Genomic DNA, 23,977 nt, shown 5'->3' with positions numbered 1-23,977 from the left:
TCTCCCCTGGGACTGCGAACGCCCGGCCCGCATTTTCTCTTCGACTCAAGAGCGGGCGGACCGCCCGCAGTCTCGGGGCTGACGCAGTTCCCTGATGGGGGTCGACACCTCAATCAATGGCTGCGGCACATCGACCACCCAGAAATACCCACCCCAAAAAAAATCAAAAAAAAATTCTAAACAGGGGGCATGGCGACGAATTTGCCCAACCCGTGGCAGTCGTCGGCCCGGCGATACCGCGGGAACGCGATCACTTACGAGCCTCGTCAGATCCCGTTCGCGATCGCAATGGGCCCATTTTTTTTGTCACACCCGGCGCGCTCGCGACAATAGGGGGAAGAACGAGCGATGCCGAGCCGAGACCGAGGAATGGCCAGGTTCCAAGCTGTGTCCCCTGCCCCGTTGCGAGAGGATTGAGCTGCGACGCAACTCCAAGCCAGGTAAGGAGCTGCTGACCGGGAGGCATTCCGGAGGACCGCGTTGCCACCGAGACCCGTCTGCACACCGGAAACATCAACTGGGATTGGCCTGACATCGCAACGGGATCATCGTGCGTTGGCGGACGTTCGCGGTGCCACGCTCGAGATGCTGGTCCGAGACTATCAGGCCGGGGTGCGTGCTTTCATTCGGGCGTTGGGGGTGAACGAGGCCGGCGTGGATGACCTCGCTCAGGAGACCTTTCTCGTCGCCTACCGAAAGCTTGAGGACTGGGATCCCAGCCGTGATGCGGGGCGCTGGCTTCGGGGCATCGCACGGCACCTCGCCGCCAACGAACGTCGCAAGGCCGGACGGCGAACTCGACTGCTCGCAGGCGGGCTGGCCGATCTCCTGATCGATCGGGCCGAGCCGGAACTCGCGACGCCCGCGTCGGAATGGCTCGACGCCTTGCGTTCTTGCTTGCAAGAGTTGCCGGAAGCCGGCAGGGCGTTGCTCCTGCGGCGCTACGCCGATGGCGAACTCGCCGAAACGATGGCCACGCGAATGCAGACGCGTGCCGACACCCTGCGCCAGAGGCTGCTCCGCCTCCGGCTGCTCGTCAAGAGTTGTGTCGAGCGCAAAATGGGAGAGATGTGGGCATGACCGAGACGCGTTATCACGAACTGCTCGGCCAACTGCTCGATGGCTCCCTTTCCGAGGCGGACGCCGAGGAGCTTCGCTGGGAACTCGAACGCGATCCGGACCGATTACGCGACGTCCGCGGACATCTGATGTTCTCGGATCTCCTGGCCCAAGAGCATACGCCAGGGCGGTCGGCCGAGGCCTTTTGGCAAGGCATTCAATCGCGGCTGAGCGTCGAGACGGGCGTAACGGCCGAGGTGGATACGCCGCCTCTCCCGCCTCCCCTCGCCTTCGAACCGCCGGCCCGGCGCAAGTATAGAGGGTTGGCCGCGGTGATCGCCGCGGTCATTCTGCTGTCGACCGCACTCGTCTCCCAATGGCCCTCCTCAAGACGAGACGAAGCCAGGCCCCTGCTCCCCACTCTCAGCGTTTTGAGATCAGGCACGGCAGGGGCGACGCAGATTTCGCTCCGTGGGGTGGTCGTCTGCGTCCACTGCACGCTTCATGAGACCGAGAAATGTCAGCCGGCGGTCCGCATCCGCGAGGAGGGGCGTGAGGAAACGCTCTTTCTGGACGATAATGCGGTCCGTCGTGATTTCAATCGTACACAGGGATGCGGCCGCACTCCCCTCCCGGTTCTCGCCCAAGGGACCGTCCACACCGAGAACGGCCGGCCGCTCCTCGCAGCCACTCGTCTGGAGGTTCAGCGTTAGCGCGTTCCTCGTATCAACCCGTTCGTCCCCACTCCTTCCCCTCACGTTAGGGAAGATTCTCAACCCAAGGAGAGTTTGATGCGACATGCTTTTGCACTGGCCGTGGCCTTGGTCATCGGAGCCGGAACCGTTCAGGCCGCCGATCCGACCTACCCCGACATCACCCACGACGAGTTGGTCAAGGCCGTTGAATCCAAGAAGGTGACCCTGCTCGACGCGAACGGGTCGGACTCTTACAAGGCAGGCCACATCCCCACCGCGATCGATTTCGAGAAGACGGAAAAGGACCTGGCCTCGAAGCTCCCGGCCGACAAGTCCACCCTGATCGTCGCCTACTGCGCGAACGAACGCTGCACCGCGTACCGCTCGGCAGCCCGCGCCGCGAAAGAACTCGGGTACACCAACATCAAGCACTACTCCAAGGGCATCCTCGGCTGGAAGTCCGCTGGCGCCACGGTGGAAACCGCGAAGTAATCGCAGCTCTGATTCAGGTCATCATACGCTGACCCTCCGAGTGGGAACGACCGGGCAGCCGTCATCGGCTGCCCGGCTTCGCTTCGTCTCCTTGGTTGCCCAAGGCCAGCCGGCCTCAACCCAACTTCCAGTCCGAGCCGCCTCGAAAGGAAGGGCATGATCCAGCCAGCACGCGTTCACTTGCAGTTGTGGAGCATCGTGGCCTCGTGGGGGCGATCTTCCGTGCTCGTGCCCGTGCTCGCCTTGCTGAGTGTTGCCGCTCTCGGCCAGCCTACTCACGCAGTCGAACCGCTCGGTGTCAACAATCCGCTCCACGGTTACGACACGCTGCCCACACGGGATCGCTTCTCTCGCCTCAAGGCTGACCTCGACGCGGGCCGGGTGACTCTGGATGCCAGCGATGAGCTCACGTTGCTGCGGAGCCTGCTGCATGCGCTTGAGATCCCCGTTTCTTCGCAGATGCTTGTCACCTCGGCCACGAGCTTTCAGAAAACGATCATCTCGCCCCGGCGACCGCGGGCACTTTACTTCAACGATGACACGTATGTCGGCTTCGTGCCGGGCGGACAGCTCGAGGTGGTTTCGATCGACCCTGCGCTGGGCGCCATCTTCTCCCTCTTCGGCCGACCCTCGGCCGGGAAAGCGCCGCGGATCGTGCGGAGCGCCTCGTGTTTGACCTGCCACGCGACACCGCTAATGAACGAGATCCCGCAACTGGTGATCGAATCGGTCGTGCCGAGCATCACGGGTGGCGGTGAGAAAGCGTTCCGACGCGACCTGAGCGGGCACGGCGTGCCGTTGGACCAGCGCTTCGGCGGCTGGCTGCTGACCGGAGCGCCCGAGTTCACCCAGCACTGGGGTAACATCCTCATCGAGCGGACCAAGGCCGGCACGAAGGAAAGGCCGATGGAACCGGGCGAACTGTTCGACCTGAGCCGCTACCCCCTGCCGACCAGTGAACTTCTTCCGCAGCTCCTCCACGAACACCAGGTCGGATTCACCAACCGCGCCATCACCGCCACCTATCGCACGCGGGTGCTCCTCCACGACAATGCCGGCCGTATCGAGGCGATCAAACCCGACCTGGAATCGCTGGCGCGTGACCTTGTCCGATACCTGCTGTTCGCCGACGAGGTCCCACTTCCCCCAGGCGGCGTGTCGGGAACCAACGAGTTCAAGACCGACTTTCTGGCCAAGCGCCGGGTGGCCTCCAACGGCCACTCGCTTCGCGACCTGGACCTGCGCACCCGCCTCATGCGTTACCGCTGCTCGTACATGATCGACTCGCCGGCCTTCGCGGGGCTTCCCCAGCCGCTCAGACGCTTTGTTGATCTCGAGCTGGAACGGGCTCTCGATCCCGCAACATCGACGCAAGAATACGCCTACTTGCCCGCCGAGGAAAAGCAGGTCATTCGCACGATCCTTCGGGAACTGCCACCCCCCTCCGCTCAAGCGGATCCCCGCTGATCGACCTCATCGCCCCAAGGGCGGACGCCCCTCTCCATAAATCCCGCCGACGCTTCCCACCTCACCCCCCAGCATGCAGACCCGGGATTTCCTGGAACTGCGGGCGCCCTGCCCGCGGTCTCTGGGGGAGAGCCGAGAACACTGCACGCATGTCACCTCAGGCAGAATCTGATCACCCGATCGTGTATATTAGATCATGCCAGTCGAGCAAAGCCTGTAGACGATTTTTCCCGACGACGTTGGCCCGACTGGTTGTGATGGTGTCGGTGCATTCCCAGGGACAATGATCGTCCCAACTCACCCCGTAATCACAACCATCAAAGTGCCTTCGTCGTGCCGAGAGAGAGGCCGGAATGGAGTCGGCTGCCATCCCGCGAGAGGCTTCACGGGTAACGCGATGAGCGATGGCTCCTCCTCAAAGGGCGCTCGTTGAGGAGGTCTTGTGTCATACGACGCTATCGAAATGGAGTTTTCGAGTCGATGATTCGTGTCTGGTACTCCAATCATCTCGATCGGTTGGCCGAGATTCTGTCCGGGAACCTTGACGCCGCACAGAGCGACCCGGCGGCCGACCTGTTCGAGCGACCGCCCATCGTCGTCCCGAACCCGCAGATCGCGATCTATCTGAAATACGAGGTTGCGCGAAGGGCCGGCATCGCCGCGGGACTGTCGTTCCAGGTGACCGAGCAATTCCTGTCGGCGCTCTTGCCCCCCTCGAAACCGGCCACGCGGCTGCTCGATCGGGCCTCCCTGCGCGCCATGTTTCTCGAGGTGCTGGGCGCGGGGACCGAGTCTGATCGGCCGCTCCCCGCCCCCGTACAGACCTACCTCGACGCGGCCGGCGACGACCTCGCGGCGCGTGACCTCCGGCAGTTTCAACTCGCGACCCGGCTGGCGCGACTCGCCCGGCAGTATGGCGACACCCGCCCCGAACTCCTCCGAAACTGGGCCGTGGGGGACGCCGACCTGAGCGAGGGACCGCTCGCCGAAACCGAGGGGTGGCAGCGTGAGCTCTGGACACGGCTCGTTGGCGAGGAGGGAATTCTCAGCCGAGCCTGCGCCAATGGAGGCGACCAACTGATCCTCCCGCTGGAACTGTTCGGTCGGCTCGAGACACTCGACGGCTACCAGCCGCCCCCTCTGGTTCACATTTTCGGATTCTCCTACATCTGGACAGGCTTGCGTGAGATGCTCGAACACATCGGGCGATCTTCGGAAGTAAACGTCTACGTCCCTTCATCCTCGCGTGCTTTCTCCGAACGCTCGACGAAGAAGGGCGTGGTGGGTCACGACCTGGCCCGTGCCTGGGGCCGTCCCGGCGCGGAGTTCTCCAAGATGCTCGCCGGTCTCCGCGGAGTGAGCATCACCACCGAGTTCGTGGAGCCTGCCCCGGCAACCACGCTGGCAAGCCTCCAGAAGGCGATCCTCACGGGAACAGGAGCCGAGGGCCCCCCGCTCCTGCCCGATGGCAGCCTCCAGGTGCTGGCCTGCCCGGGCATCCGCCGCGAAGCGGAGGTGATCGCGGGTGAGATCTGGCGGCTCGTCCGCGAGGACGACATCGAGCAGGGAAATTCGCCCGACCGGCTCCGGTTCCGTGACATTGCCGTGCTGATCGCCGACTCCCGAAATCTGCAGAGCTATCAGGCCCACCTGCGGGCGGCGTTCGAGGAGTTGCACGACATTCCGTCCACCATGATCGACCTCCCGCTGTCCGGGGAGCGCCGGGGGGTGGAGGCGGTTCTCCGGCTCCTCGACCTGCCATTGGGCGAGTTCACCCGCCCCCAGCTTCTGCCCTTGCTCACCCACCCGGCCGTGCAGGCGAAGTTTCCCGGGGCCGACGCCGACCGCTGGCGCGCCTGGTGCCACCAGCTCGAGATCGTTCACGGCGCCGACCGGCTCGACCATGAAGATACGTACATTGACCGCGACCTGTTCCACTGGGACCAGGGTCTGCGCCGGCTCGTGCTGGGCGGGTTCATGACGGGGCCCCGGTGCGGTGACGATCGCGGCTTCCGCCTCGGCGATTCCGAATGGCTCCCCCACGATGAGCCGGTCGAAACGCAGGCCGACGCCGCGCGAATGCTCCTGCTCGTCCGCTCGCTCGTGGCCGATGCTCGGTTCGCCCGCTCCGCGCGGCTGACGTTCACCGAGTGGTCGGCCTTCTTCGCGAAGCTGATCTCCGCCTACCTCGCGGGCGACTCCGATCTCGAGCAGCGTGCGCTGGCGGCCTGCCTCCGCGAAGCGGCGGCCTTGAAGCGGCTCGACCTGAACGGCGCGGTCGTCGGCTATCGGGTCGCCTGCGAATGCCTTCGTGAAGCGGTCGAAGGGCTGACCGACGCCCGGGGGCACTATCTGGCCGACGGCGTGGCCATCGCGCCTTTGCTGGAGATGCGGGCCCTTCCGTTTCGCGTGGCGTTCGTCTGCGGCCTGGGCGAGGGATGCTTCCCCGCGGCCGAGGGTCCCGATCCCCTCGACCTCCTGGCCCACGCCCAGCGCCAGGCCGGCGATATCAGCCCTCGCGAGCGTGACCGTTACCTCTTTCTCGAGACCCTCACCTCGACCCACGACCGGCTCTACCTCTCGTACGTCGCCCGCGACGCCCAGACCGGAGAAGGCCTCGAACCTTCCTCCGTGATCCACGAATTGCTCCACCATCTCGCCCCTGAGGGACGCGCGGAAGAAGGCTGGATTCGCAAAGAGCCGCTCCGTCGCTTCGAGAACCTCGATCGAGCAACCGCACCGGTCGCTTCGCCCGCCGCGCGGCGGGAGGCACGGGCGCGAGAGCTCCGGGCATCATTCCGGGCCCACTGCGGTCCCGCCGCGACGATCACCCCCGAGCAAGCGTGGCGGCTCGGCGACGGGCTCCGCGACTGGTTGGGCCTCTGCCCCCCCTACCAGTCGAAAACAGCCACCGAGCCAGCCCGGCGAATCCAGGTCTCGCTCCGGGAAATTCGCCAGTTCCTCGAGTGCCCGCTCCAAAGCTGGGCGCGAATCATGCTCCGGATCCGGGAGAGCGGGGGCGAAGGTGAGGCTGACCGCGAGGACGAGCCATTCGCCACGACGACGCTCCACCAGACGACCCTGCTCCGCGACGTCTTTCTCGACGGGCTTCAATACCCCTCGCGAGATCTCTCACCGGCGCTGCTGGAAGCCATGTACGCTCCCCGAGCCGAGGTGATGGCGCGGTCCGGCCTGATGCCCGTCGGTCTCTTTCGGGAGTCCGACCGCCGTCGCCATCTCGCCTGCCTTGGCGCCTGGCACAACGGAGCGATCAACCGCGGCCTCCTCGATCGCGGTCCGTTCCGTGTTCAAAGGTTTGGCCGGGCCTCGGAGAACGAGCGTGTCGATGCGCTTCGTGACCCGATCCTTGTTGATGTTCCCCTGGCGGGTCCCGACGGCTCGACCCGACCCGTCCAGGTCGAAATCCACGGCCGAACCGAGATGGTCTCGGCAAACTTGCCCGGCTCGATCACCTGCGTGACCCGAGATAAAGCCAAACCGAAGGACTTCTTCGCCGGCTTCCTCGATGCCGTCGTCCTCAACCTCACGCCCGGACAAGCAACCAGGGACCAATATCAGGCCCACGTCTTGACCCAGTCGGCCAAAGGCGGCCCCGATCACGAACGCGTTTTTCAGGGGATCGATTCGACCAACTCTCGCGAATTCCTGACCAGCCTGCTCACCGAAATGTTCAGCGCTCCACACGCGTACCTGCTCCCTTGCGAGGCCGTGTTCGACTACCTCATGCAAGGGAAGCGCGTCTCGGAAAGCATCGAAGAAATCAAGGATGACGACCGCAAGTCCTGTAGCTCTCGCTATGGCCCCGTACCCAATTTCGACCGCTTCGACCCGCCCGCTGACGACCTTGCCGAAGCGATCATCGCCCGTCGCTTTGGCCTGTTCCAGAAATCCGGCGGGGTGAGCCAATGAGCGTTCATTACCCGAGACCGGCGATCCTCGATCGGATCCCGCACGACCGGCATACCGTGATCGAAGCGTCGGCCGGAACCGGCAAGACGTACACGATCGAACATCTGGTCATTGAGCTCATCCTGAGAGAGAAGGTCTCCATCGACCAACTCCTCGTGCTCACCTTCACCGAACGTGCCGCCGCCGAGCTTCGGCAGCGGATTCGAGCGATGATCGGCAAGATCCTCGGCGCATCGTGCGAAGGGGGACTCGAGTGTCGCTGCGACCGCTCGGGCACGTTCTGGCGCGTCGACGACGGGCGGCGAGAACAACTCAGGCAAGCTCTCTCCTCCCTCGACGGTGCCTCGATCGGCACGATCCACGGTTTCTTCGCCCGGGTGCTCAACGAACATGCCTTCGCCGGCGGTCGCCTCTTCGACGGGACCCTCGAAGATGGCCGGACCCGGTTCGGCCGCGCCTTCAAAACGGCCCTGCGCCGGGTCCTGGCCCGAGGCCCGAGCGATGCCGCCGACTTGCTCGCGCTCTGGATCGACGGGGGCAACGATGGCGTTGACGGCCTCGAGAAATTGCTCTACCAATGCCATTCCTCGCGGCGAGTGGTCCGGCCCTCCTTCGACCTCTCCGCCCTCCGTCTCGAACTCGAAATGAATCCACTCTTCGAGATCGATATCAATGACGAACTGAAAACGATCGAGAAATCCTTAAAGGGCCTGAAGGTTCACGCAAGCACGACCAAGGCAATTTGCACCAACCATCTCCCGTCCATCGCGACCAAAACGAGTGCGGGCGGCCGCTCTCTGAATCTCCTGGGGGACAAGGAGTTCGCCAAGTCGCTGGGCTACCTCGCCGAGCGGCTGGGCGATCTCTCGCTGGATGGCCCCACCGCCCGAATCCGCGACGCGGTCGTCGAGCTCGACGACCGGTTCGCCCCCCTCAAAGCCGCGGTGATCCATACCTGCTTGCTCCCGATCGTCGACGAACTGGAACGAATGACGGCAACCACCGGGGCCTTCGACTTCGACGGAATCCTCGCCGGAGCCGCCGCAGCGGTGAACGGGCCGGACGGCGAGTCGCTTGTGAATTCGCTGAGGGACCGCTTCCGGTTCGCGTTGATCGACGAGTCGCAGGACACCGACGAGCTTCAATGGGCCTTCTTCAAACGCGTTTTCGTCGAGAGCGATCGTGAAAACTTCGTTTACCTGATCGGTGACCCAAAGCAGTCGATTTATGGGTTCCGCGGCGCCGATGTGAAGGCGTTCCTCGCGGCCAGGGCGAGGATCGTCAAGGATCAGGAGCCGGCCACGCTCGGGAACAACCACCGATCGACCCCCGAGCTGATCGCCGCGTACAACCTCCTACTCGACGCGTCGGCCAGTCCGCCCTTTCTCGAAGGCGAGATCACGTATCAGATGCCCGTGATGCCGGGCCGAAAACTGGTTGCGCTCGATCGAGACGGTTCGACCTCGAGCCCGGTCCACGTCCTCGAGATTGTGCCGAAAGGTGAATCGCTCCCCAAGAATGAGCTCTTTCGAGGGCTGGCCCGCCAGATTGCGCGAGAGGCCGCTCGCCTCTGCACGGAGCGCACCGGCCTTCGGTTCGGCGAGCCTGGCCAGGAGCGGCCGATCCGGGCGGGGGACATCTTCATCCTGATCGCGTCGAACTCGGACGGCCCTCGCATCGCGGAGGCGCTTCGCGAGGCCGGCGTGCCGTTCGCCTTCTACAAGCAAGAGGGTTTGTTCCAGACTAGCGAGGCCGCGGCCGTTCGTGACCTGCTCGCGGCGATCGACGACCCCGCCAACCTCTCGAAACGCAGCCTCGCCTGGATCACCCCGTTCTTCTCGATTCCCCTCGACACCCTGCCCGACCTGTTCGAGCTGCCCGATTCCCACCCGCTCCTTCGAAGGCTGATCGACTGGAAAGACCTGGCCGACGCCCGGCGGTTCGAGGCCCTCTTCGCCCACATCCTTGATGAAAGCGGAATCGTCCGCCGCGAACTGCTCTTCAAGGATGACGAACGGTCCTTGACGAACTATCTTCACCTGTTTGAATTTCTTCTGGAAGAAGTCCACGCCACCGGCGGCGGGCTCGCCGAATTGGTGGCGACTCTCGACGCCTACCACCAGGGCGTTCGCGAACCGTCCGCCCAGGATGGCAACGTTCAGCGTCTGGAAAGCGACCGCGACGCCGTGCAGATCATGACCATCCACAAAAGCAAAGGTCTGGAAGCAGCCGTCGTGTTCCTCTACGGCGGCTTCACGTCGAATCCCTCGGACGGGCTTTACGCATACCACGACGACGAAGGCACGCGTGTCCTTGATGTCGATCCCGACGCCAAGGCCAAGGAGACTGCGAAACGCGAAAATGACGAGGAGCGACAACGGCTCTATTACGTTGCCCTGACCCGGGCCAAGGCTCGGCTCTACCTCCCGTTCGTGCCAAGCGAGCACATGAGTAAGTACTGGGTTGGTGGATACCGCCGCGTCAACGACCGGCTCGCGGCCGTGCTCGACTTGCCCGAGGCGTTGAGCTTGTTCCACCGCGTCCCTTTCCGTGACGAACCGATCCGGGCAACGGGCGACGGCCCGGGGCGTGCCCCCTCCTCGTGGCGTCCCCGACGGCTCGATCTCGACGAGGGCGACGACTCCAGCGAGTTCGCCGGGCTTCGCGACCGCCACCGAGCCTACGAGGTGACGTCGTACTCCCGGATGAAGCGCGACTGGGCCGACGACACCGAACCGATCGAACGCGACGAGCACCGCCGCGAACCTGGGCCGGTGGCAAGCTCCGACGCGCTGGCCGTGGGGGACCTGCCGGGGGGCCGGGCCGTCGGCACCTTCCTTCACGAGATCATCGAGGAGATTCCACTCGAGGAAACCGCCCAGGCCGAATCGCTCGACGCCTGGCGTGCACTCGAGAGCGTCGCACGGACCGTCGACGCCGCGATGGCGCGCAATGCGATCGAACCAATCTACCGCGCCCACGCCGAGGCGATGATTTATGAGGCCCTCACGGCTGATGTGCCCGTCGGTGGCGGGCGCCTGATTCCCGGCTTTTGCCGCTGCCGGCGGTCGGTCCGCGAGATGGAATTCCTGTTCCCGTTCCCGGAGGAAGCGCACCCAGGGCTCTCCGACCCCACGCCCGGCAAGCTCATCGTCGAACGTGGGTTCATCAAGGGATTCATGGATCTTGTCGTCGAAAACGATGGTCTGGCGTATGTCGCCGATTGGAAGGGAGACGTCCTGCCGTCCTACGACGCCGAATCCATCACGGCCCACGTCGCCAAGCACTACGAGCTTCAAGCGAAGCTCTACGCCCTGGCGCTCGTCAAGGCGCTTCGGATCCATTCGGAAGCAGAATACGAGAGTCGGTTCGGTGGCATGATCTATGTCTTCCTCCGGGCGTTGCGTCAGCCTGGGCTTGCCGGTCAGGGGCTCTATTACTCTCGACCAGCCTGGAGCGACGTGCTCCGTCATGAGGCGGAATTGATCCGATTCGGCGAACGACCCTTCGGAGGGATTCGATGAGACCGCTGAGCGAACTCTCTCCGTTTGGAACCGCACGCGCCGCGGTCAGTGCGGGCGCGTCCTCGAAGGGCGACGACGAGTCCGCGCTGCTCGCCTGGCTCCGGCCCGTCCGCGAGCGGCTCGCCTCGTCGTTCAACCTGGAGGAAGAGGTGGCGTTCCTCGCCTGGGAGCTAGGCCGACTGCCGGACGGCTTGAGCCGGGAGGAACGAGCCTCGCTGATTCTCATGGCCTTGACCGCCTTGGTCGCGCTTGGCCAGGGGAGTACCCGGATCCCGTTTCGCGATCCGGCCGTCCGGCTCGACACGGCCCGACAGCTCCTCCCGGCCGAAGACCTGATCCTCGGCCTGGACGCTGCGAAGGCCGTGGCGACGGCAGACGCATTGATTGCAGAAAGACGTGTCGACGCAATTGTCGGTGGTCCGGAAGACTTCAAGCCCTTGATCGTGGATGGCCCTTTTCTCTATCTCCAGAAGATGCGGGCGTTGGAGGAGCGATTCGCCGAGGCGTTGCGGCGGCGAATCAAGGGTGATGCAGACGGCGCAGGCTGGCCCGAGGCCGAGGTCTCGGCGGCGGTGCTCGACGTGGAGGGGCGTCCCGCCGTCCGCGACGGAAAGGCGCTCCCGCTCTCCCACGACCAGCTCGCCGCCGTCCGGGTCGCGGCAAGCCACCGGTTAGCGGTCATCTCCGGCGGGCCGGGGACGGGCAAGACGACGATCGTCGTTTCGATTCTCCGCGTGCTCCGCCGCCTGGGGCTCCCGCCCGAGGCGATGCTCCTGGCCGCCCCCACCGGCAAGGCCGCGCAACGGATGGGGCAAGCGATCCAGTCCGGCCTCCGGGCGATCGCCAAGCCGACACCCGAGGACCAGGACCTGGAGACCCTGCCCGAGCCACGGACGCTCCATCGTTTGCTCGGCTACTCGCCCTCGACCGGACGCTTCTTGCATCACGAGAACAATCGGCTCGCCGGGCGTGTGATCGTGGTGGACGAGGCGTCGATGATCGACCTGGTGCTGATGGAGCGACTCGCGCGGTCGCTCCGCGATGACAGTCGGCTCGTGCTGCTCGGCGACGACCACCAGCTCCCGTCGGTCGAGGCGGGCGCAGTGCTCCGCGACTTGCTGGTGGAAACCAACGACGGCCCTTCGCCACTCGGTCCTCGCGCGGTTCGGCTCACGGAGAGCCACCGGATGCGTCCCGACGACCCGGACGGCCGTAACATTCTGACCGTCTCGCAAGCGATCGACCGGGGCGAGCCTCCGAAGTTTGCCGCCCGGCGGACCAGCGACGACGTGATCGTGGCGCGAAGCTCATTCGCCGAGGTCGAGTTCCATTGCGGCGGGGTCGAACTCCTTGAAGCCCCCGAAGGCTCGGGCGTGATCGACGCCTGGCTCGATCGTTGGAATCGCGAGGTCGTCCGCTCGCTCCCCGACTTCGACCACCTGGTCGGTCGCCGCTACATCCTCGGTCGAGACGGGTTCCACGAAGCGGACCGAGTCCGGCTCGACCAGTTGTTCGACCACTTCGACCGGGCGCGAGTGCTCTGTCTGACCCGCGTGCTGCCGACAGGGGCCGATCGGATCAACGACCTGCTTCATGATCGAGCTCGTGCCGCCAGGCCCGCGGGCGCCTTCCGCGACGACGACCTGATTCCCGGTGAACCGGTGATGATGCAAGTCAATGATTACGGCCGCATGCTCTTCAATGGTGATCAGGGACTCGTCCTGCTCGTCTCCGAAGGGGGCCGCCCCTCACCGATGGTCGTCTTCCGCCGAGCCGACGGATTTGCCACCCACCGGATCGGTTCGCTCCGGTCAGTCCTGCGCCGGTCGTACGCCATGACGGTTCACAAGGCGCAAGGCTCGGAATTCGATCGCGTGGCCCTGATCCTCCCTCACGCCGACATTCCGCTCAACACCCGTGAGATTCTCTACACCGCTCTGACCCGGAGCCGGGCCGCAGTCACGTTGGTCGGCTCTCGCGAGATCCTGGCACGTGGAATCGCCCGAACCGCTCGCCGTTTTTCCGGCGTCGCCGAGCGTGTGCGAGGCCCAGGGCCAGCGCATATCAAACACGCTGTAGCGAAAGAACTTGTATAAGGTCGTCCGTATTAATCATGCAGGACAGCATCTTTCCGCGAAGGCTATCCTTGTCGGGATGACGCTTCAGGAGCGTCACGGCGAACCGCCGCAGCCAGCTCAAGTTGTTCCCCAAGGTCCGCTCGCGTGTGCGGTGCTCATCTTCGCGAAAGTTCACGTCCAGTACCCAGTGCATCGACTCGATGCCCCAGTGACCACGGACCGCTTCACCGAACCGCTTGCCTCTGAGATAGCGGCTGCTGAGATAGTAACGCACCTCGTCCGACTCCGTGCCATCTGCAAGCTGCGTGATCCGCACGGCATAGCCGATCGCCTTGCTCCACGGCCAGTCCTTGCCCGGAGCGAAATCACGCGGCACCTTGGCCAAAGCATAGGAGCGTTCGTCGATGCGACCGTGCCCGTCATCGCGGGTCTCGCGGCCGCGAGCTTCGGCTGGTTGTCCTTGACCGCGATGACGCAATCGCCCTTGCCGATAACGATCTGCTCGACGATGTCCTTCTGGCAGCCCATCGCGTCGATGGTGATGAGGGTCTCGGCCAGGTCGATCTGCTCCAGGAGTTGCGGGATGGCGGTGATCTCGTTCGACCTAAGCCGTTGGTCTCGGTTTTCTTTGATTTTCTGATAGGTGACCGAGGTACTGCAATCGCCGTCGGGTGCCACGGGTTGTACTCAACCCGTGAACGATTGCCCGGGTTTTTGGCTCACGGGTTGAGTACAACCCGTGGCACCCATAATTTGCACATGATTCAATACAAAGAAAGACCCGGTCCACGTGCTTAGTTTCGGTGGCCACCTGACCCAGCGCGATGCCCTGCTGCTCGCTGGCCCAGGCGCTGACGATGTGCACAGGTTGCCGAGGCCTTTGGCCGCATCGTGCGACCCGCGACAGGCCTTGCCATCGATGGCGACGAGTCGGCGGGGGTTCTTGGGGTCGGCGGGAATCGCGTCACAGATCCAGGCTTGGAAGCAGCGTTGGAAGGCTTCGGGCTTCAGCGCCATGAGCAAGCGGCGGATGCAGTCCCGCGAGGGGATGCCGTTGGGCAGGGCCAGATGCTGGGCCAGCCAGGAGGCGCGATTCTTGTCCCAGCGATGAATGGCGGTGGGTCCATCGCACCCGCAGATGACACCGCAGACGGCGATGATGGCGATATCGACCATCAAATGCTTGCGATTGCGCGTGTGGCGGGGGTCGGAGAGCGATTCGAAATAAGAGCCGATCGAGCCGACATCGACGATCTTCGCCGTAGGACGTATCCTTTGGATCGATCCGTGCCGGCCTCCGCACGCCGGAGTGCAGCAAGCCGATCACGAGGACCGAATCCAAGATATCGAGCCGCGGCTCGTCGTACCAGATCACCCAGATCGCACAGCTATGCGCGCTGGCCCTGGTTCGCTGCTACGTCGATTACATGCCAAATCCAGGAGAACCACCTAGAAACACACCATCAACAACTGACAATTTCTAGATTTCATACACGAACACCTACCAGCCAGATGGAATTAGTGTTCCCGTTGCGCCCGGACAATCAAATTGCACAATCACATACCAAATATGCTTACGCTAAAGCGAACAGGCAACCATAAATACAACGACCATTGCAGAAGAGAATCTGTTCTATGAGCAAGGCGGGGTTTTGGCCTCCGACACGCTCATCGACTGGCAAGTGGGAGCTCCTGCTACGTGGATTTTTTCGATCGATACTCTCCAGGACCACAGGGGGTTCGGTTATGATCCTACGCTATACACTAGCATCCCCTCTGGGTACTTGTTGATGTCGTATTGGCAGCGGAATCGGCTGAAATACCTTCGAGAGGATGGTAGCTGGGCCTATGCCTACGGCCAAACACGTCATTGGGGTAGAAAGAAAGTCACGAACTCCAGCGACCCGACTGGACTGAACTGGGAGCTTGTCGACTTAGGCCCCATGGGACTGACACCTCCCCCGGAATTCTGACGACTCTTTCACTGATTCGGCAACTTGGGCATGGTGGAACAATGGAGGGGTTTATGACTACGAGGCGAGTTGCGTTCTTCGCGATTTCCTTATCTCTCAGCCTTGGCTTGACCTTGGCCTTCGCGGCGAACCCACGAAAGAATGTGGTTCGCCCGAAAACAACGTATCGGACCAGCATGTCGGCCGGTCGCCCGATGAGGTTGTTGGACAGAAGAGCAGGCAATCTGCCCACGCGAGAGCAGCTTGTTGAACAAGCAACTCTCGCGTTCCGGAACAAGCCCTATCAGGGCACCTCGATCAAGCCAAATCTCAGGGCTACCGGGGATAGTCTGGAGTTTCAGCGCAAGATCGCGACGCTGATTACCAAAGCAGACTTCTTGCCTCAGGCACGTCTTGACCAGTTTACGTGGCTGAAGCAGCATCCGGAAATTCGGATAAATGGCTGGACCGGACTCATCCAGTCTGTGACGCCAACCTCCGGCGGTTGGTCTGTCAGGGTCGCCGTTCGGCCTGATCTCGATCACATGGGAGAGATGAGGATGATCTTCACGGGCGACTGCTTCTTCGAGACCTATTTATTCGACGGCCAAAATATTCGGTACGTCGCCGGTGAATCTCCTCCCGTCGTTGGGCAATCTCTTATCGTGGATTGATGGGCAAGGAGAAGCGAGACTGCGGGGGCCCGCCCCACACGTAGCGATACACGCGCCACAAACCCCGCAGCGATGGACGTGATGCTTTTCATGTTTGAGTGGAGTGAGGGCGTAGGCGTCCCACGCCTACGCCCTCGTTTCCATCAATTCTGGAACCCGGTGAACGCCCGCGTTGATTCGCCACGGAACAGGAAGCCAGTGGAAGTAGACTTCGTGCCATGAAAGACCAACGGCTCCGACATTCGCGAATGTCGGAGCCGATGGACGTGAACCCGCTTCTTTTACTTCGACTCCGTCGGCTTCACATCCTGATTCTGGGCTCCCAGGTATTCGATCAGGTCGACGAACTCCGAGGGAGCCAGGGTGGAGGCGGTGCCTTCGGGCATGCTGCTCTGGGTCCGGAGAGCACGCTCCTCGATATCCTTAACGAGAATCTTGCGCGTGGCCTTGCCGTCGAAAATCTCGACCTCCTTGTCGTTTTCGCTGACCAACAGGCCCGACGCGATCGTGCCATCCGACGTCGCGATCATGGTCGAGCGATACTTGGGATCGACATCGGCATTCGGGTCGATCACGGAGTGGATGATCTTGGCCCGAGGCATGCGCTTGGCCACACCAGCGAGGTTCGGACCGTACTCGCGGCCATCGCCGTTGCCCACCCGGTGACAGGCAGTGCAGGTTCGGACGAAGACTTCGCGACCACGGTTCTGATCCCCCCGCAACTGAGCCAGGCCGGTCATGGCCTTATCCCGTTCTTCGTCTGGCTTCGGTTCCTGGCTGAGCAAGGACTGCAGGAAGGGCAAGGCCGCCGCCCCCGCCTTCGAGGCCGACATCAACTGGGTCACCATCTCGGAGCCGCGCGGGCTGGACTTCGGGAGCCGCCCCGTCAGATAGTCAGCTCGCCAGACGCTTTCGTTGGCCCCGAGCGCCTGTTTGATGGTGTAGTCGCACCAGTAGTCGGCCGGCGCGACAGTCATGGCCAAGATCGCAGCGACGGCCTTGAGCTCGGGGAAGTAGCTGAGGCCACGGGCCACCTCGGTCCGGACCCGAGGATGAGCGTCCTTGGAGGCGGCCAGCAGCAGGTCGAGGGCCTGGGGAAGCGAATCCCGCTCGTCCGCGACGATCCGAGCGGCGGCGGCCCGCGCCTCAAACGTGGGGGAATCCTTCAGGACCTGGGTCAGCAGTTCGGCATCCAGGCGATGGTGCGACTCCAGGGTCCAGAGCGCCTCGCAACGGAGCCGATCGAACTCGGGGTCCTTGGGATCGAGCTTGGCCACCCAAGTCTTCACGGCGGCGACGACTTCGTTCGACGGGCGATCGCGCAGCTCGCGACGGGCTCGATAGCGGGTGCGCCACTCGTATTGCCGCAACTGGTCGAGGAGCTCGGGCACGGGCTTGCCGAACTGGGTCACCGGTTCCACTAGCGGCCGTCCCGGATAGACGAGTCGATAGATCCGTCCGCGCGTGTGGTCTCGATTCGGGTCGCGCTGACTGTACTGCATGTGACCGATCAACGCGTTCGCCCAATCGCCGAACCAGAGTGCTCCGTCAGGTCCGATCTGCGGATCCGCCGGGCGAAAGTGCTTGTCGGTCGAGCGGATCAGGTCATCGGGCTGGCCGTTGGGGAGCTTCAACCGGGCGCCATGGTAGCCTCCGCCGTCATCCTTGAGGCTGAACCGGGGCATCCCATTCATGTTGATGACGCAGGCATAGGTGAACTGCCCCTGAACGTCATCGGGGAAGTGTCGCGAGATCAGGAACTCGCTCCCCAAGGCGGGTCTCATCCCTTCGTTGTCGAAGACCATGTTCAGGCCGGTGCGACCGCGGTACTGGGCTCCGGAGAGGGGCGTGTCCCAGGCCTGATTGGCCGTCGTCCCATCGCCGACGATGCCCTGCCCCCAGCCGTTGAACACGTAGCACCACATATTGTACTGGCCGGGTAATGCGAACTGGCGAACCTTGAGGGTCCGGGGGTCCATCACATAGGCTCCCCCCGTCCCCTGGCTCCGATGCGGCCCCCAGGGAGTCTCGAGAGTTGTGCTCGTGGCGATGCCTTCGAGCATGTGCAACGCCCCGGCGTGATTCCACTCGAATGCGCCACAGGTGTGGTGGGTGTCGTCGGTAGCCCAGCCGTCGACAAGGTGAACGACCTGATCGGCCTTGTCATCACCGTCAGTGTCTTTCAGCCAGAGCAACCGCGGCTGGTCGACCACCAGGACGCCGCCGTTCCAGAACTCGAAGCCGGTCGGGCATTGCAGCTTGTCATAGAAGACCTTGCACTGATCCGCCTTCCCGTCCTTGTCGGTGTCCTCGAGGATGACCAGCTTATCGCTGGGCTTGCCGTCGCCCGGCTTCCATTGGGGATAGGTGGGCATACAAGCAACCCAGAGCCGTCCCTTGTTATCGAAATTCAACTGAACGGGCTTGGCCAATTCGGGAAACTTGGTCTCGTCGGCGAACGGCTCGATCGCGAACCCAGGGGGAACGGTGGTCGCCTTGACGAGTTGCTCGGGCGTCAAATACCGCAACGAATCGGCTTCCGAGTATTTCTGCCGGGGCTCACCGAACCGCGTATCCGGGACGATCAGGTCGCCGGTCGCGGAATCGTCGGGATGCTCGGGAACCGGCTTATTCTGAACGAGGTTCCAGATATACCGGTCGCGGACGTCCGCCATTTTCCGAATTTTCACATATTCACGGGGAAATGTCTCGGTATCCCAGGTCCGACGCCCGCCGTAAACATACCAACCATTCAGCATACGATAATCCTGGAGGTGGACCCAGGACTTGTCGTTGACAGCGGCGCGAAGCGTCTCGTAGGCGGGACTTCCCACGCTGGCCGACGAGGGAATCGTGAACATGGCTTCGTCGATCAAACGAGCCACTTCGCGATCACCACGCTCGTTGAGGTGGCAGCCGTTGATCGTCAGTTGCATGCCGGATTCGGCGGTCATCAGACCGGTCGACTTTTCCAGTAAGTCCACAAAGGCGATCCCCTTTTTCGCCGCCACCTCGGCCGAGGCTCGAGCGTAGAGGCTCAGTCGCTCGTTCTCCGCGCGACCGTCGGGCAAGAGCGGGTCGCCGGTCGGCTCGAACGCGATCGGGGAGATCACCACGAATCGAGGGGCAGCCTTCGTGTCGTCGCGGGGATACTGCGCGGCGATCGTGTCGAAGTACCGCAAGTAGTCGGCCTGAAACTTCTCGATCCCCGCGGCGCCTGCGAACGACTCATTGAAGCCGAAGAAGCAAAAATAGGTATCCGCTCCGAAAGCCGTCAGAGGATCGTCCAGGGCCGTGTAGTCGGCCGAACGCTGGCGGATGCCCACCTCATCGGCCGGCCTCGCGAAATTGCGAATCACCAGTTCCTTGTCAGGAAATCGCGTGTGAAGTAACGTTTCGAAGTGTCCGAACAAATTCATACGTTCGGCGAACGAGTTCCCGACGAAGGCGATCCGTTCGCCCTTGAGAAATTCGAGAGGCAACCGGCTGGGCGGCAACGCGGGGCGTTGTGGCCGTGGCGGCAAGGCCAGCAGTTTCTTGGCCAACTCCTTGGATGGTCCCTGAGCAATCGCCGGCTCCACCTGGCCGCAAGCCAGCAAGGAACCCAGAACGAGGAGAGCACGCTTCGCGTGAGTCATGGATCAAGGGCCTCGGCGTGGTGCACGATCAACTTCACACGGCTCAATAAAAAGAGGGCAAGCTCGCCCCTTCCGCCGATTGCTTCGGTAAAGCAGGCGGTGAAAGCCGCTGGAAGATTCCCACCGCAATCGTCCAGAGTAAACGGTCGGATCATGAGCGACAACCGCTGGCATGCGTCCTCCTTTCGTATTCGAATGAGCCTTTGCTCGACAACGACCCCGACTCACCCCGCGGCCCGAATACAGATACACGCAACTCGACTGCCGCCAAATTCGCCGTTTACGCTCCCGCTACGCCGCTTACGCCAGACACAGGCGAACCCCGCGAGCAATCCACAGGCAGTTTGCCCTGTGACTGCTTACGGGGTTCGCCCAATTTCGACGTAAAGCCTCGCCTAACCCGCCATGAACCCATCAATGATTCATGATTCATCGGCAGCCAGAATTGGATTTTCCCCGCAGGGTGGGCACGGCCCACCATCCCTATCTCCTTGCCAAAGCGGAGGTTAAGATGGTGGGCCGTGCCCACCCTACGGGGATCGTTGACGCCACGTCTGGTCGTTCGGAAATCTGGGTCAGATAAGGTTTACAACACGGTCGGCGAGCCCCTTATCACTGAGCACGACACTGAGCTTGCCGGTGGCGACCACCTTTTCGAGCACTTCGAGCTCGCGCAGCCGCATGAGCATCGGATGATCGACAAGGAGCTTCGCCGAGTTGGCCTGGCTGCGGAGCGCGGCCGTCTCTTCGCGACGGGTGATGAGGTTGGCCTCGGCGGCCTTCTTCGCCTCCGTCACCTTGTTCATCAGGTCCTTCATGTCCCCCGGGAGGATGAGATCCCGAATACCGAAGGCCGAAACCTGGAGCCCGAGCCCTTCGGCCCGAGGCGCCAACAGCGCGACAGCCTCATGGGCCACGGCTTCCTTATCCGCCAGCAGAGAATCGAGCTCACGGCCCCCGACGACCGCCCGGAGCACCAACTGGGCCTCACGGTAGAGAGCCTGCTTGTAGTCGTCCGTCGCGCAAACCGCCCGGCGCGGGTCGATCACGTGGTAGGTTGCCACGGCGTTCAGCCGCAGCGTGACCTTGTCCGCGCTCATGATCTCCTGGCCCGGCACGTCGAGCGTGACCTCTCGCAGGTCGACTTCCACGACACGGACGTCCGCCACCCCCTTCCAGAAGGCCCAAGGGCCTGGTTCAAGGATTTCGCTGAAGCGGCCATCGAGGAACAGGACCCCGACGCAACCACGGCTCACCGCCCCGATTTCCAGTTGCTCACGAGCCGTGGAGCTGCGAACAATGACCTTCAGGTCCTCGTGCTCGAACCGCGGCCGATGCAGGTCGACGATCTCGACGCGGACCGCCCGCTGGTCGGTCCAGTACGCATACTGACCGGGCGCACAGATCCGCGTGAACCGGCCCTCAATCCAAACCAGCGCACGCTGGCTGTCCTCGAGGTCGAAGACCTGGGCGTGCCCCTTCAACTCGCCCGACTTGACGATCAGGTCGAGCTTTTCGTGCTGCAGAAACGGCTGGCGCCGGGAGACGACCTCGACCTTGACACGATCGAGCGGGTCAAAGAACCAGTGCGTGCCAGGGCCGAGCAGTCCACAGAACTCACCTGCGCGAAAGCGGAGGCCCATCTCGAAGCTATGAATCCTGAATACCTTACAGAAGAACATAATGAAACCTCCCAGCCTCCGGCACGACACCTGGCAGGCCTACCTCGTAGATTTCTTCTATTTATCAACGCTTTATCAATTTCAACAACAGTCCGTCAGGGGACGGGACGACCGGTGGTCACGCGATGGGACACGGAGCCTCGCTTGAGTCGGCCCGGTCGACGGTTGCAGGAGGGCGTCCTCGAACGCCTGACACCGGGCGGGGTCAACCACTCGATGCCAGGGCGTCGCGTCAGCCTTCATTTGCCGCCGACCAAGAGCGACGGAATCCGCGTGCTACAGGGTGTCTGAATGCGTTGTCCTCGCCTTGGCATCTGCGTCCTCTCATGAAGATGTTTCCGCCTGAACGAAGACTGACCGGTCGGGCCGCCCATCCCCCTCGGGCAAAAGCGTGGTGGTCGAGATGTGATTAGCATCCCGGTTGCGGTCGTTCGGTTGGGAGCGACTGCAGCGTGCTGTTGTGGACGGGAGTCGAACCCGCGACTTCCAGGTTTGCAGCCTGGTGCTCTACCTCTGAGCTACCACGACCTGGCCCCGCCCCGGATTCGATTCCCTGCACGGAACACGCCCTTTCCGATCGTTCATCACGAGGCGAGCGCGCCGCGGGCCTGACGGGACCAGTCGCTTGCTTACAAAGAGACGCCGGTGGGAGTCGAACCCACTTCAAACCGGTCTGCAACCGGTCGCCTGGCCGTCTGGCTTCAGCGTCTTTGGGATGAAAAACAAAACCGCAACCAGCAAAACCGAGTGCCCTCGCCAGGAGTCGAACCTGAGCTTCGACCTTCGCAAAGTCGCGTGCCTCCCTCACACTCCGAGGACAAACTCAACAGCGCAACGCAAAGCGGCCCGGCGTCGCGTGACGCCGGGCCGCGGGAGACCAACCATGGGTCTGCGGTCAAGCATCAAGTGCGAATGTGCTGTCGGCAGTTCCGCAATATCGCCAGTTCTCCGGCAGGGCGGCCAGGCCCCTTGCGACCCGTACCTGATTGACGACACAACGTCCGCATCCCACCCTCCCCTACCCTTGACTTGCGTTTGCTTCGGCCTGCCACGTGAGCCACCTTGGCCTGTGTCGATTCTTCGTTCTTACCGAGGGAAGACGCCGAACGCCCGCGTGATGTTCGCGCTCCGGGAGAAGATTATTTCTCCACACCGGGAATCCTTCGCGGATTCCTTGCCACGAAATATACTGAATCCAGCTACATCTTTGAAACGCCTTAGCCCTGTCGATGAGACGGGGCTCCCGCATATTCCGCCAGGTGGGATTTCATCACGTCCATCCACAGGGCAAGCCCGCACCACTCTCCGAACGGCTCGTAATAAAGGGCAATCTGCTTGTCGCTCGCCAGTTCACCCCCGTTTCGCTCGCGGAACGAGGCGCGGCAGCTCGAGTCGAGCCCAAGGCGATCGAACGCCCCGAGCAGCCGGCACATGCTCCCGGCGGCGTACTCACCAAACCCTTTCAGGCCCCGGATCCGGCGGAACAGGTCGTCACTGGAGCTGCCTGGTTCGCGCCACGACTCGAGATCCAGCCCCTGCTCAACGATCGCCCTGGCGAGCTGGCTCAAGTAGGCGCTTCGATAGCCAGCGCGCACATGTTCGTTCAACGCATCGACGCTCAGGCTGGCGACCCGTTCAGGGGTCGGGAAGCTGTGCTCTCCCTCGCCGAACGGCTCGCCGAGGGTCGCCAGGCGGCGGCACATCTGCACCGTCGCCCCCCAGGTTGTGTTCGTGGTGAGTAGCGTCTTCGCCATGTCCTCCCAAACGGTCGGAGAGACGAGCATCCGTCCTGCACCCATCGTCTCGACCCACCGGTAATCCGGCCGACCTCGGGTCGAGCGGTAGAACGGTGCCAGGTCTCGACCTAAGTTCAGGCAGGTGCCCACCACGCGCACGACCTCCTCGCGGCGTTCGCGAACAAGCCGACCCTTGGCCCCCGCCTCAACGGTCACCTCGATCGCCCCTTCGTTCTCTCCCTGACCGATCCGGAGTCGCGCCACCCCGCCGTCGCGGAACTGGTGGATCCGCGTCAGACCTTGCCTCTCGTGGTCGTAGGAAAATGGGGGAAGCTGATACCAACCGTGGCTGAAGACCGTGGGAATGAACCGAAAGCCGGCCGGAACTGGTATGAGAATCGTTGCCATACAGGGCGGTTCCCACCTGTTGTGGTCAACCAGCCCGACCGGTGAAATCCGATCTGACTGGTCGGGTGATTTCGGCCAGGCGACCCGTCGGGGCCATATCCAACGGACAGGCCCGGTTGGTGGGCCACGGCACGACCGGAAACCCAACGGGCGGACCGCCTCTCGCCGGAAACAGGGAAGGTCCCTTATACCCTAATCACAGAGGTTATGACAATTCTGATGCGTAACGACCCCAATCTGGCGGTCGCCATGAGGCGAGAGTCACACCGCAAAGCGAATCACATAAAACAGTGTAGTCACGTTGTCGAATTTTCCGCCCGGGTCCGTCAACCCTGGGCCGTTGCCACGGTGTCAAACGAACCAGCCCATGCGAAGGCCCAAAGACAGGGAGTGCAAGCTCCCTGGCTTTGGGCTGACGAAGAGCCACCGGTAACGTGGCGGCAGTCTCAGAAATTCCGCCATTTTCTAGGCTGTAGCAATGATACCGGGATCTCGTTCCCATGCTCTGCGTGGGAATTCCGTCCGCAACGTCTTCCCCGGCGAATAGGGCCGCAGAGCGGCCAGGACGGCATTCCCACGCAGAGCGTGGGAACGAGTTTCTCTCGCGAATTTCGGCCTCCGGGGTAGACAGAGGGGTCCGGT

Annotated in this window: 13 protein-coding genes, 3 tRNA genes and 1 pseudogene; 9 read left to right on the top strand and 8 right to left on the bottom strand. The window is 63.1% G+C overall.

Going from position 1 to position 23,977, the window contains the following annotated elements:
- Positions 1 to 555 precede the first annotated feature (555 nt).
- The 7 genes from V5E97_RS10605 (at position 556) to recD (ending at position 13,263) form a co-directional block, all read left to right on the top strand.
- Positions 556 to 1,080: a sigma-70 family RNA polymerase sigma factor gene (locus V5E97_RS10605; protein WP_406699293.1), complete on the top strand. Its 525-nt coding sequence runs from the start codon at positions 556 to 558 to the stop codon at positions 1,078 to 1,080.
- Entirely contained in the window at positions 1,077 to 1,772 is a 696-nt protein-coding gene (locus V5E97_RS10600) for a hypothetical protein (RefSeq protein ID WP_406699292.1), read from the top strand. The genes V5E97_RS10605 and V5E97_RS10600 overlap by 4 nt, the downstream gene beginning before the upstream one ends.
- A 78-nt stretch (positions 1,773 to 1,850) precedes the next feature.
- Positions 1,851 to 2,246, top strand: a complete 396-nt coding sequence (locus V5E97_RS10595; RefSeq protein WP_406699291.1) for a rhodanese-like domain-containing protein — start codon at positions 1,851 to 1,853, stop codon at positions 2,244 to 2,246.
- Positions 2,247 to 2,402: 156 nt separating this feature from the next.
- Positions 2,403 to 3,713: a hypothetical protein gene (locus tag V5E97_RS10590; protein ID WP_406699290.1), complete on the top strand. Its 1,311-nt coding sequence runs from the start codon at positions 2,403 to 2,405 to the stop codon at positions 3,711 to 3,713.
- A 480-nt stretch (positions 3,714 to 4,193) separates the two neighbouring features.
- The gene (locus V5E97_RS10585) at positions 4,194 to 7,643 is read left to right on the top strand and encodes an exodeoxyribonuclease V subunit gamma (protein WP_406699289.1); all 3,450 of its coding nucleotides are present in this window, start codon (positions 4,194 to 4,196) and stop codon (positions 7,641 to 7,643) included.
- Positions 7,640 to 11,167 carry a UvrD-helicase domain-containing protein gene (locus V5E97_RS10580; protein WP_406699288.1) on the top strand — a complete coding sequence of 1,176 codons (3,528 nt, stop codon included), beginning with the start codon at positions 7,640 to 7,642 and terminating at the stop codon, positions 11,165 to 11,167. The genes V5E97_RS10585 and V5E97_RS10580 overlap by 4 nt, the downstream gene beginning before the upstream one ends.
- Positions 11,164 to 13,263: an exodeoxyribonuclease V subunit alpha gene (gene recD, locus V5E97_RS10575; protein ID WP_406699287.1), complete on the top strand. Its 2,100-nt coding sequence runs from the start codon at positions 11,164 to 11,166 to the stop codon at positions 13,261 to 13,263. The genes V5E97_RS10580 and recD overlap by 4 nt, the downstream gene beginning before the upstream one ends.
- Here the strand turns inward: recD and V5E97_RS10570 are convergent.
- Positions 13,232 to 13,923, bottom strand: a pseudogene (locus tag V5E97_RS10570) (ISAs1 family transposase). The gene recD and the pseudogene V5E97_RS10570 overlap by 32 nt on opposite strands.
- 9 nt (positions 13,924 to 13,932) lie before the next feature.
- Positions 13,933 to 14,421, bottom strand: a complete 489-nt coding sequence (locus V5E97_RS10565) for an ISAs1 family transposase (protein WP_406699286.1) — start codon at positions 14,419 to 14,421, stop codon at positions 13,933 to 13,935.
- 850 nt (positions 14,422 to 15,271) lie between these two features.
- Between V5E97_RS10565 and V5E97_RS10560 the strand changes: the two genes are divergently transcribed.
- A complete protein-coding gene (locus V5E97_RS10560; RefSeq protein WP_406699285.1) occupies positions 15,272 to 15,871 on the top strand; it encodes a hypothetical protein in 600 nt (199 codons plus the stop codon).
- A 281-nt stretch (positions 15,872 to 16,152) separates the two neighbouring features.
- Here V5E97_RS10560 and V5E97_RS10555 read toward each other — a convergent pair whose 3' ends face one another.
- Both V5E97_RS10555 and V5E97_RS10550 read right to left on the bottom strand, forming a co-directional pair.
- Positions 16,153 to 19,509, bottom strand: coding sequence for a PVC-type heme-binding CxxCH protein (locus V5E97_RS10555; RefSeq protein ID WP_406699284.1), 3,357 nt, complete (start codon positions 19,507 to 19,509; stop codon positions 16,153 to 16,155).
- Between the two features lie 575 nt (positions 19,510 to 20,084).
- Positions 20,085 to 21,191, bottom strand: coding sequence for a slipin family protein (locus V5E97_RS10550; RefSeq protein WP_406699283.1), 1,107 nt, complete (start codon positions 21,189 to 21,191; stop codon positions 20,085 to 20,087).
- Between the two features lie 144 nt (positions 21,192 to 21,335).
- Between V5E97_RS10550 and V5E97_RS10545 the strand changes: the two genes are divergently transcribed.
- Positions 21,336 to 21,482, top strand: coding sequence for a hypothetical protein (locus V5E97_RS10545; protein ID WP_406699282.1), 147 nt, complete (start codon positions 21,336 to 21,338; stop codon positions 21,480 to 21,482).
- Between the two features lie 165 nt (positions 21,483 to 21,647).
- Here V5E97_RS10545 and V5E97_RS10540 read toward each other — a convergent pair.
- From V5E97_RS10540 to V5E97_RS10525, 4 genes are all read right to left on the bottom strand, one after another.
- Positions 21,648 to 21,719: transfer RNA gene (locus V5E97_RS10540), tRNA-Cys, on the bottom strand.
- 109 nt (positions 21,720 to 21,828) lie between these two features.
- Positions 21,829 to 21,900: transfer RNA gene (locus tag V5E97_RS10535), tRNA-Cys, on the bottom strand.
- 39 nt (positions 21,901 to 21,939) lie between these two features.
- A tRNA-Arg gene (locus V5E97_RS10530) sits at positions 21,940 to 22,010 on the bottom strand.
- A gap of 398 nt (positions 22,011 to 22,408) precedes the next feature.
- Complete coding sequence (locus V5E97_RS10525) at positions 22,409 to 23,335, bottom strand: DNA glycosylase family protein (protein ID WP_406699281.1); 927 nt, start codon at positions 23,333 to 23,335, stop codon at positions 22,409 to 22,411.
- Between the last annotated feature and the right edge of the window lie 642 nt (positions 23,336 to 23,977).

The sequence above is a fragment of the Singulisphaera photorubra genome, from assembly GCF_045290345.1.
GTDB lineage: Bacteria > Planctomycetota > Planctomycetia > Isosphaerales > Isosphaeraceae > Singulisphaera.
This window is presented reverse-complemented; position numbering and strand designations above follow the sequence as displayed.

Coding starts and splice junctions, on each gene's coding strand:
- V5E97_RS10600 (WP_406699292.1), top strand. CDS start 1,077: ATGACCGAGACGCGTTATCACGAACTGCTCGGCCAACTGCTCGATGGC.
- V5E97_RS10595 (WP_406699291.1), top strand. CDS start 1,851: ATGCGACATGCTTTTGCACTGGCCGTGGCCTTGGTCATCGGAGCCGGA.
- V5E97_RS10590 (WP_406699290.1), top strand. CDS start 2,403: ATGATCCAGCCAGCACGCGTTCACTTGCAGTTGTGGAGCATCGTGGCC.
- V5E97_RS10585 (WP_406699289.1), top strand. CDS start 4,194: ATGATTCGTGTCTGGTACTCCAATCATCTCGATCGGTTGGCCGAGATT.
- V5E97_RS10580 (WP_406699288.1), top strand. CDS start 7,640: ATGAGCGTTCATTACCCGAGACCGGCGATCCTCGATCGGATCCCGCAC.
- recD (WP_406699287.1), top strand. CDS start 11,164: ATGAGACCGCTGAGCGAACTCTCTCCGTTTGGAACCGCACGCGCCGCG.
- V5E97_RS10565 (WP_406699286.1), bottom strand. CDS start 14,421: ATGGTCGATATCGCCATCATCGCCGTCTGCGGTGTCATCTGCGGGTGC.
- V5E97_RS10560 (WP_406699285.1), top strand. CDS start 15,272: ATGACTACGAGGCGAGTTGCGTTCTTCGCGATTTCCTTATCTCTCAGC.
- V5E97_RS10555 (WP_406699284.1), bottom strand. CDS start 19,509: ATGACTCACGCGAAGCGTGCTCTCCTCGTTCTGGGTTCCTTGCTGGCT.
- V5E97_RS10550 (WP_406699283.1), bottom strand. CDS start 21,191: ATGTTCTTCTGTAAGGTATTCAGGATTCATAGCTTCGAGATGGGCCTC.
- V5E97_RS10525 (WP_406699281.1), bottom strand. CDS start 23,335: ATGGCAACGATTCTCATACCAGTTCCGGCCGGCTTTCGGTTCATTCCC.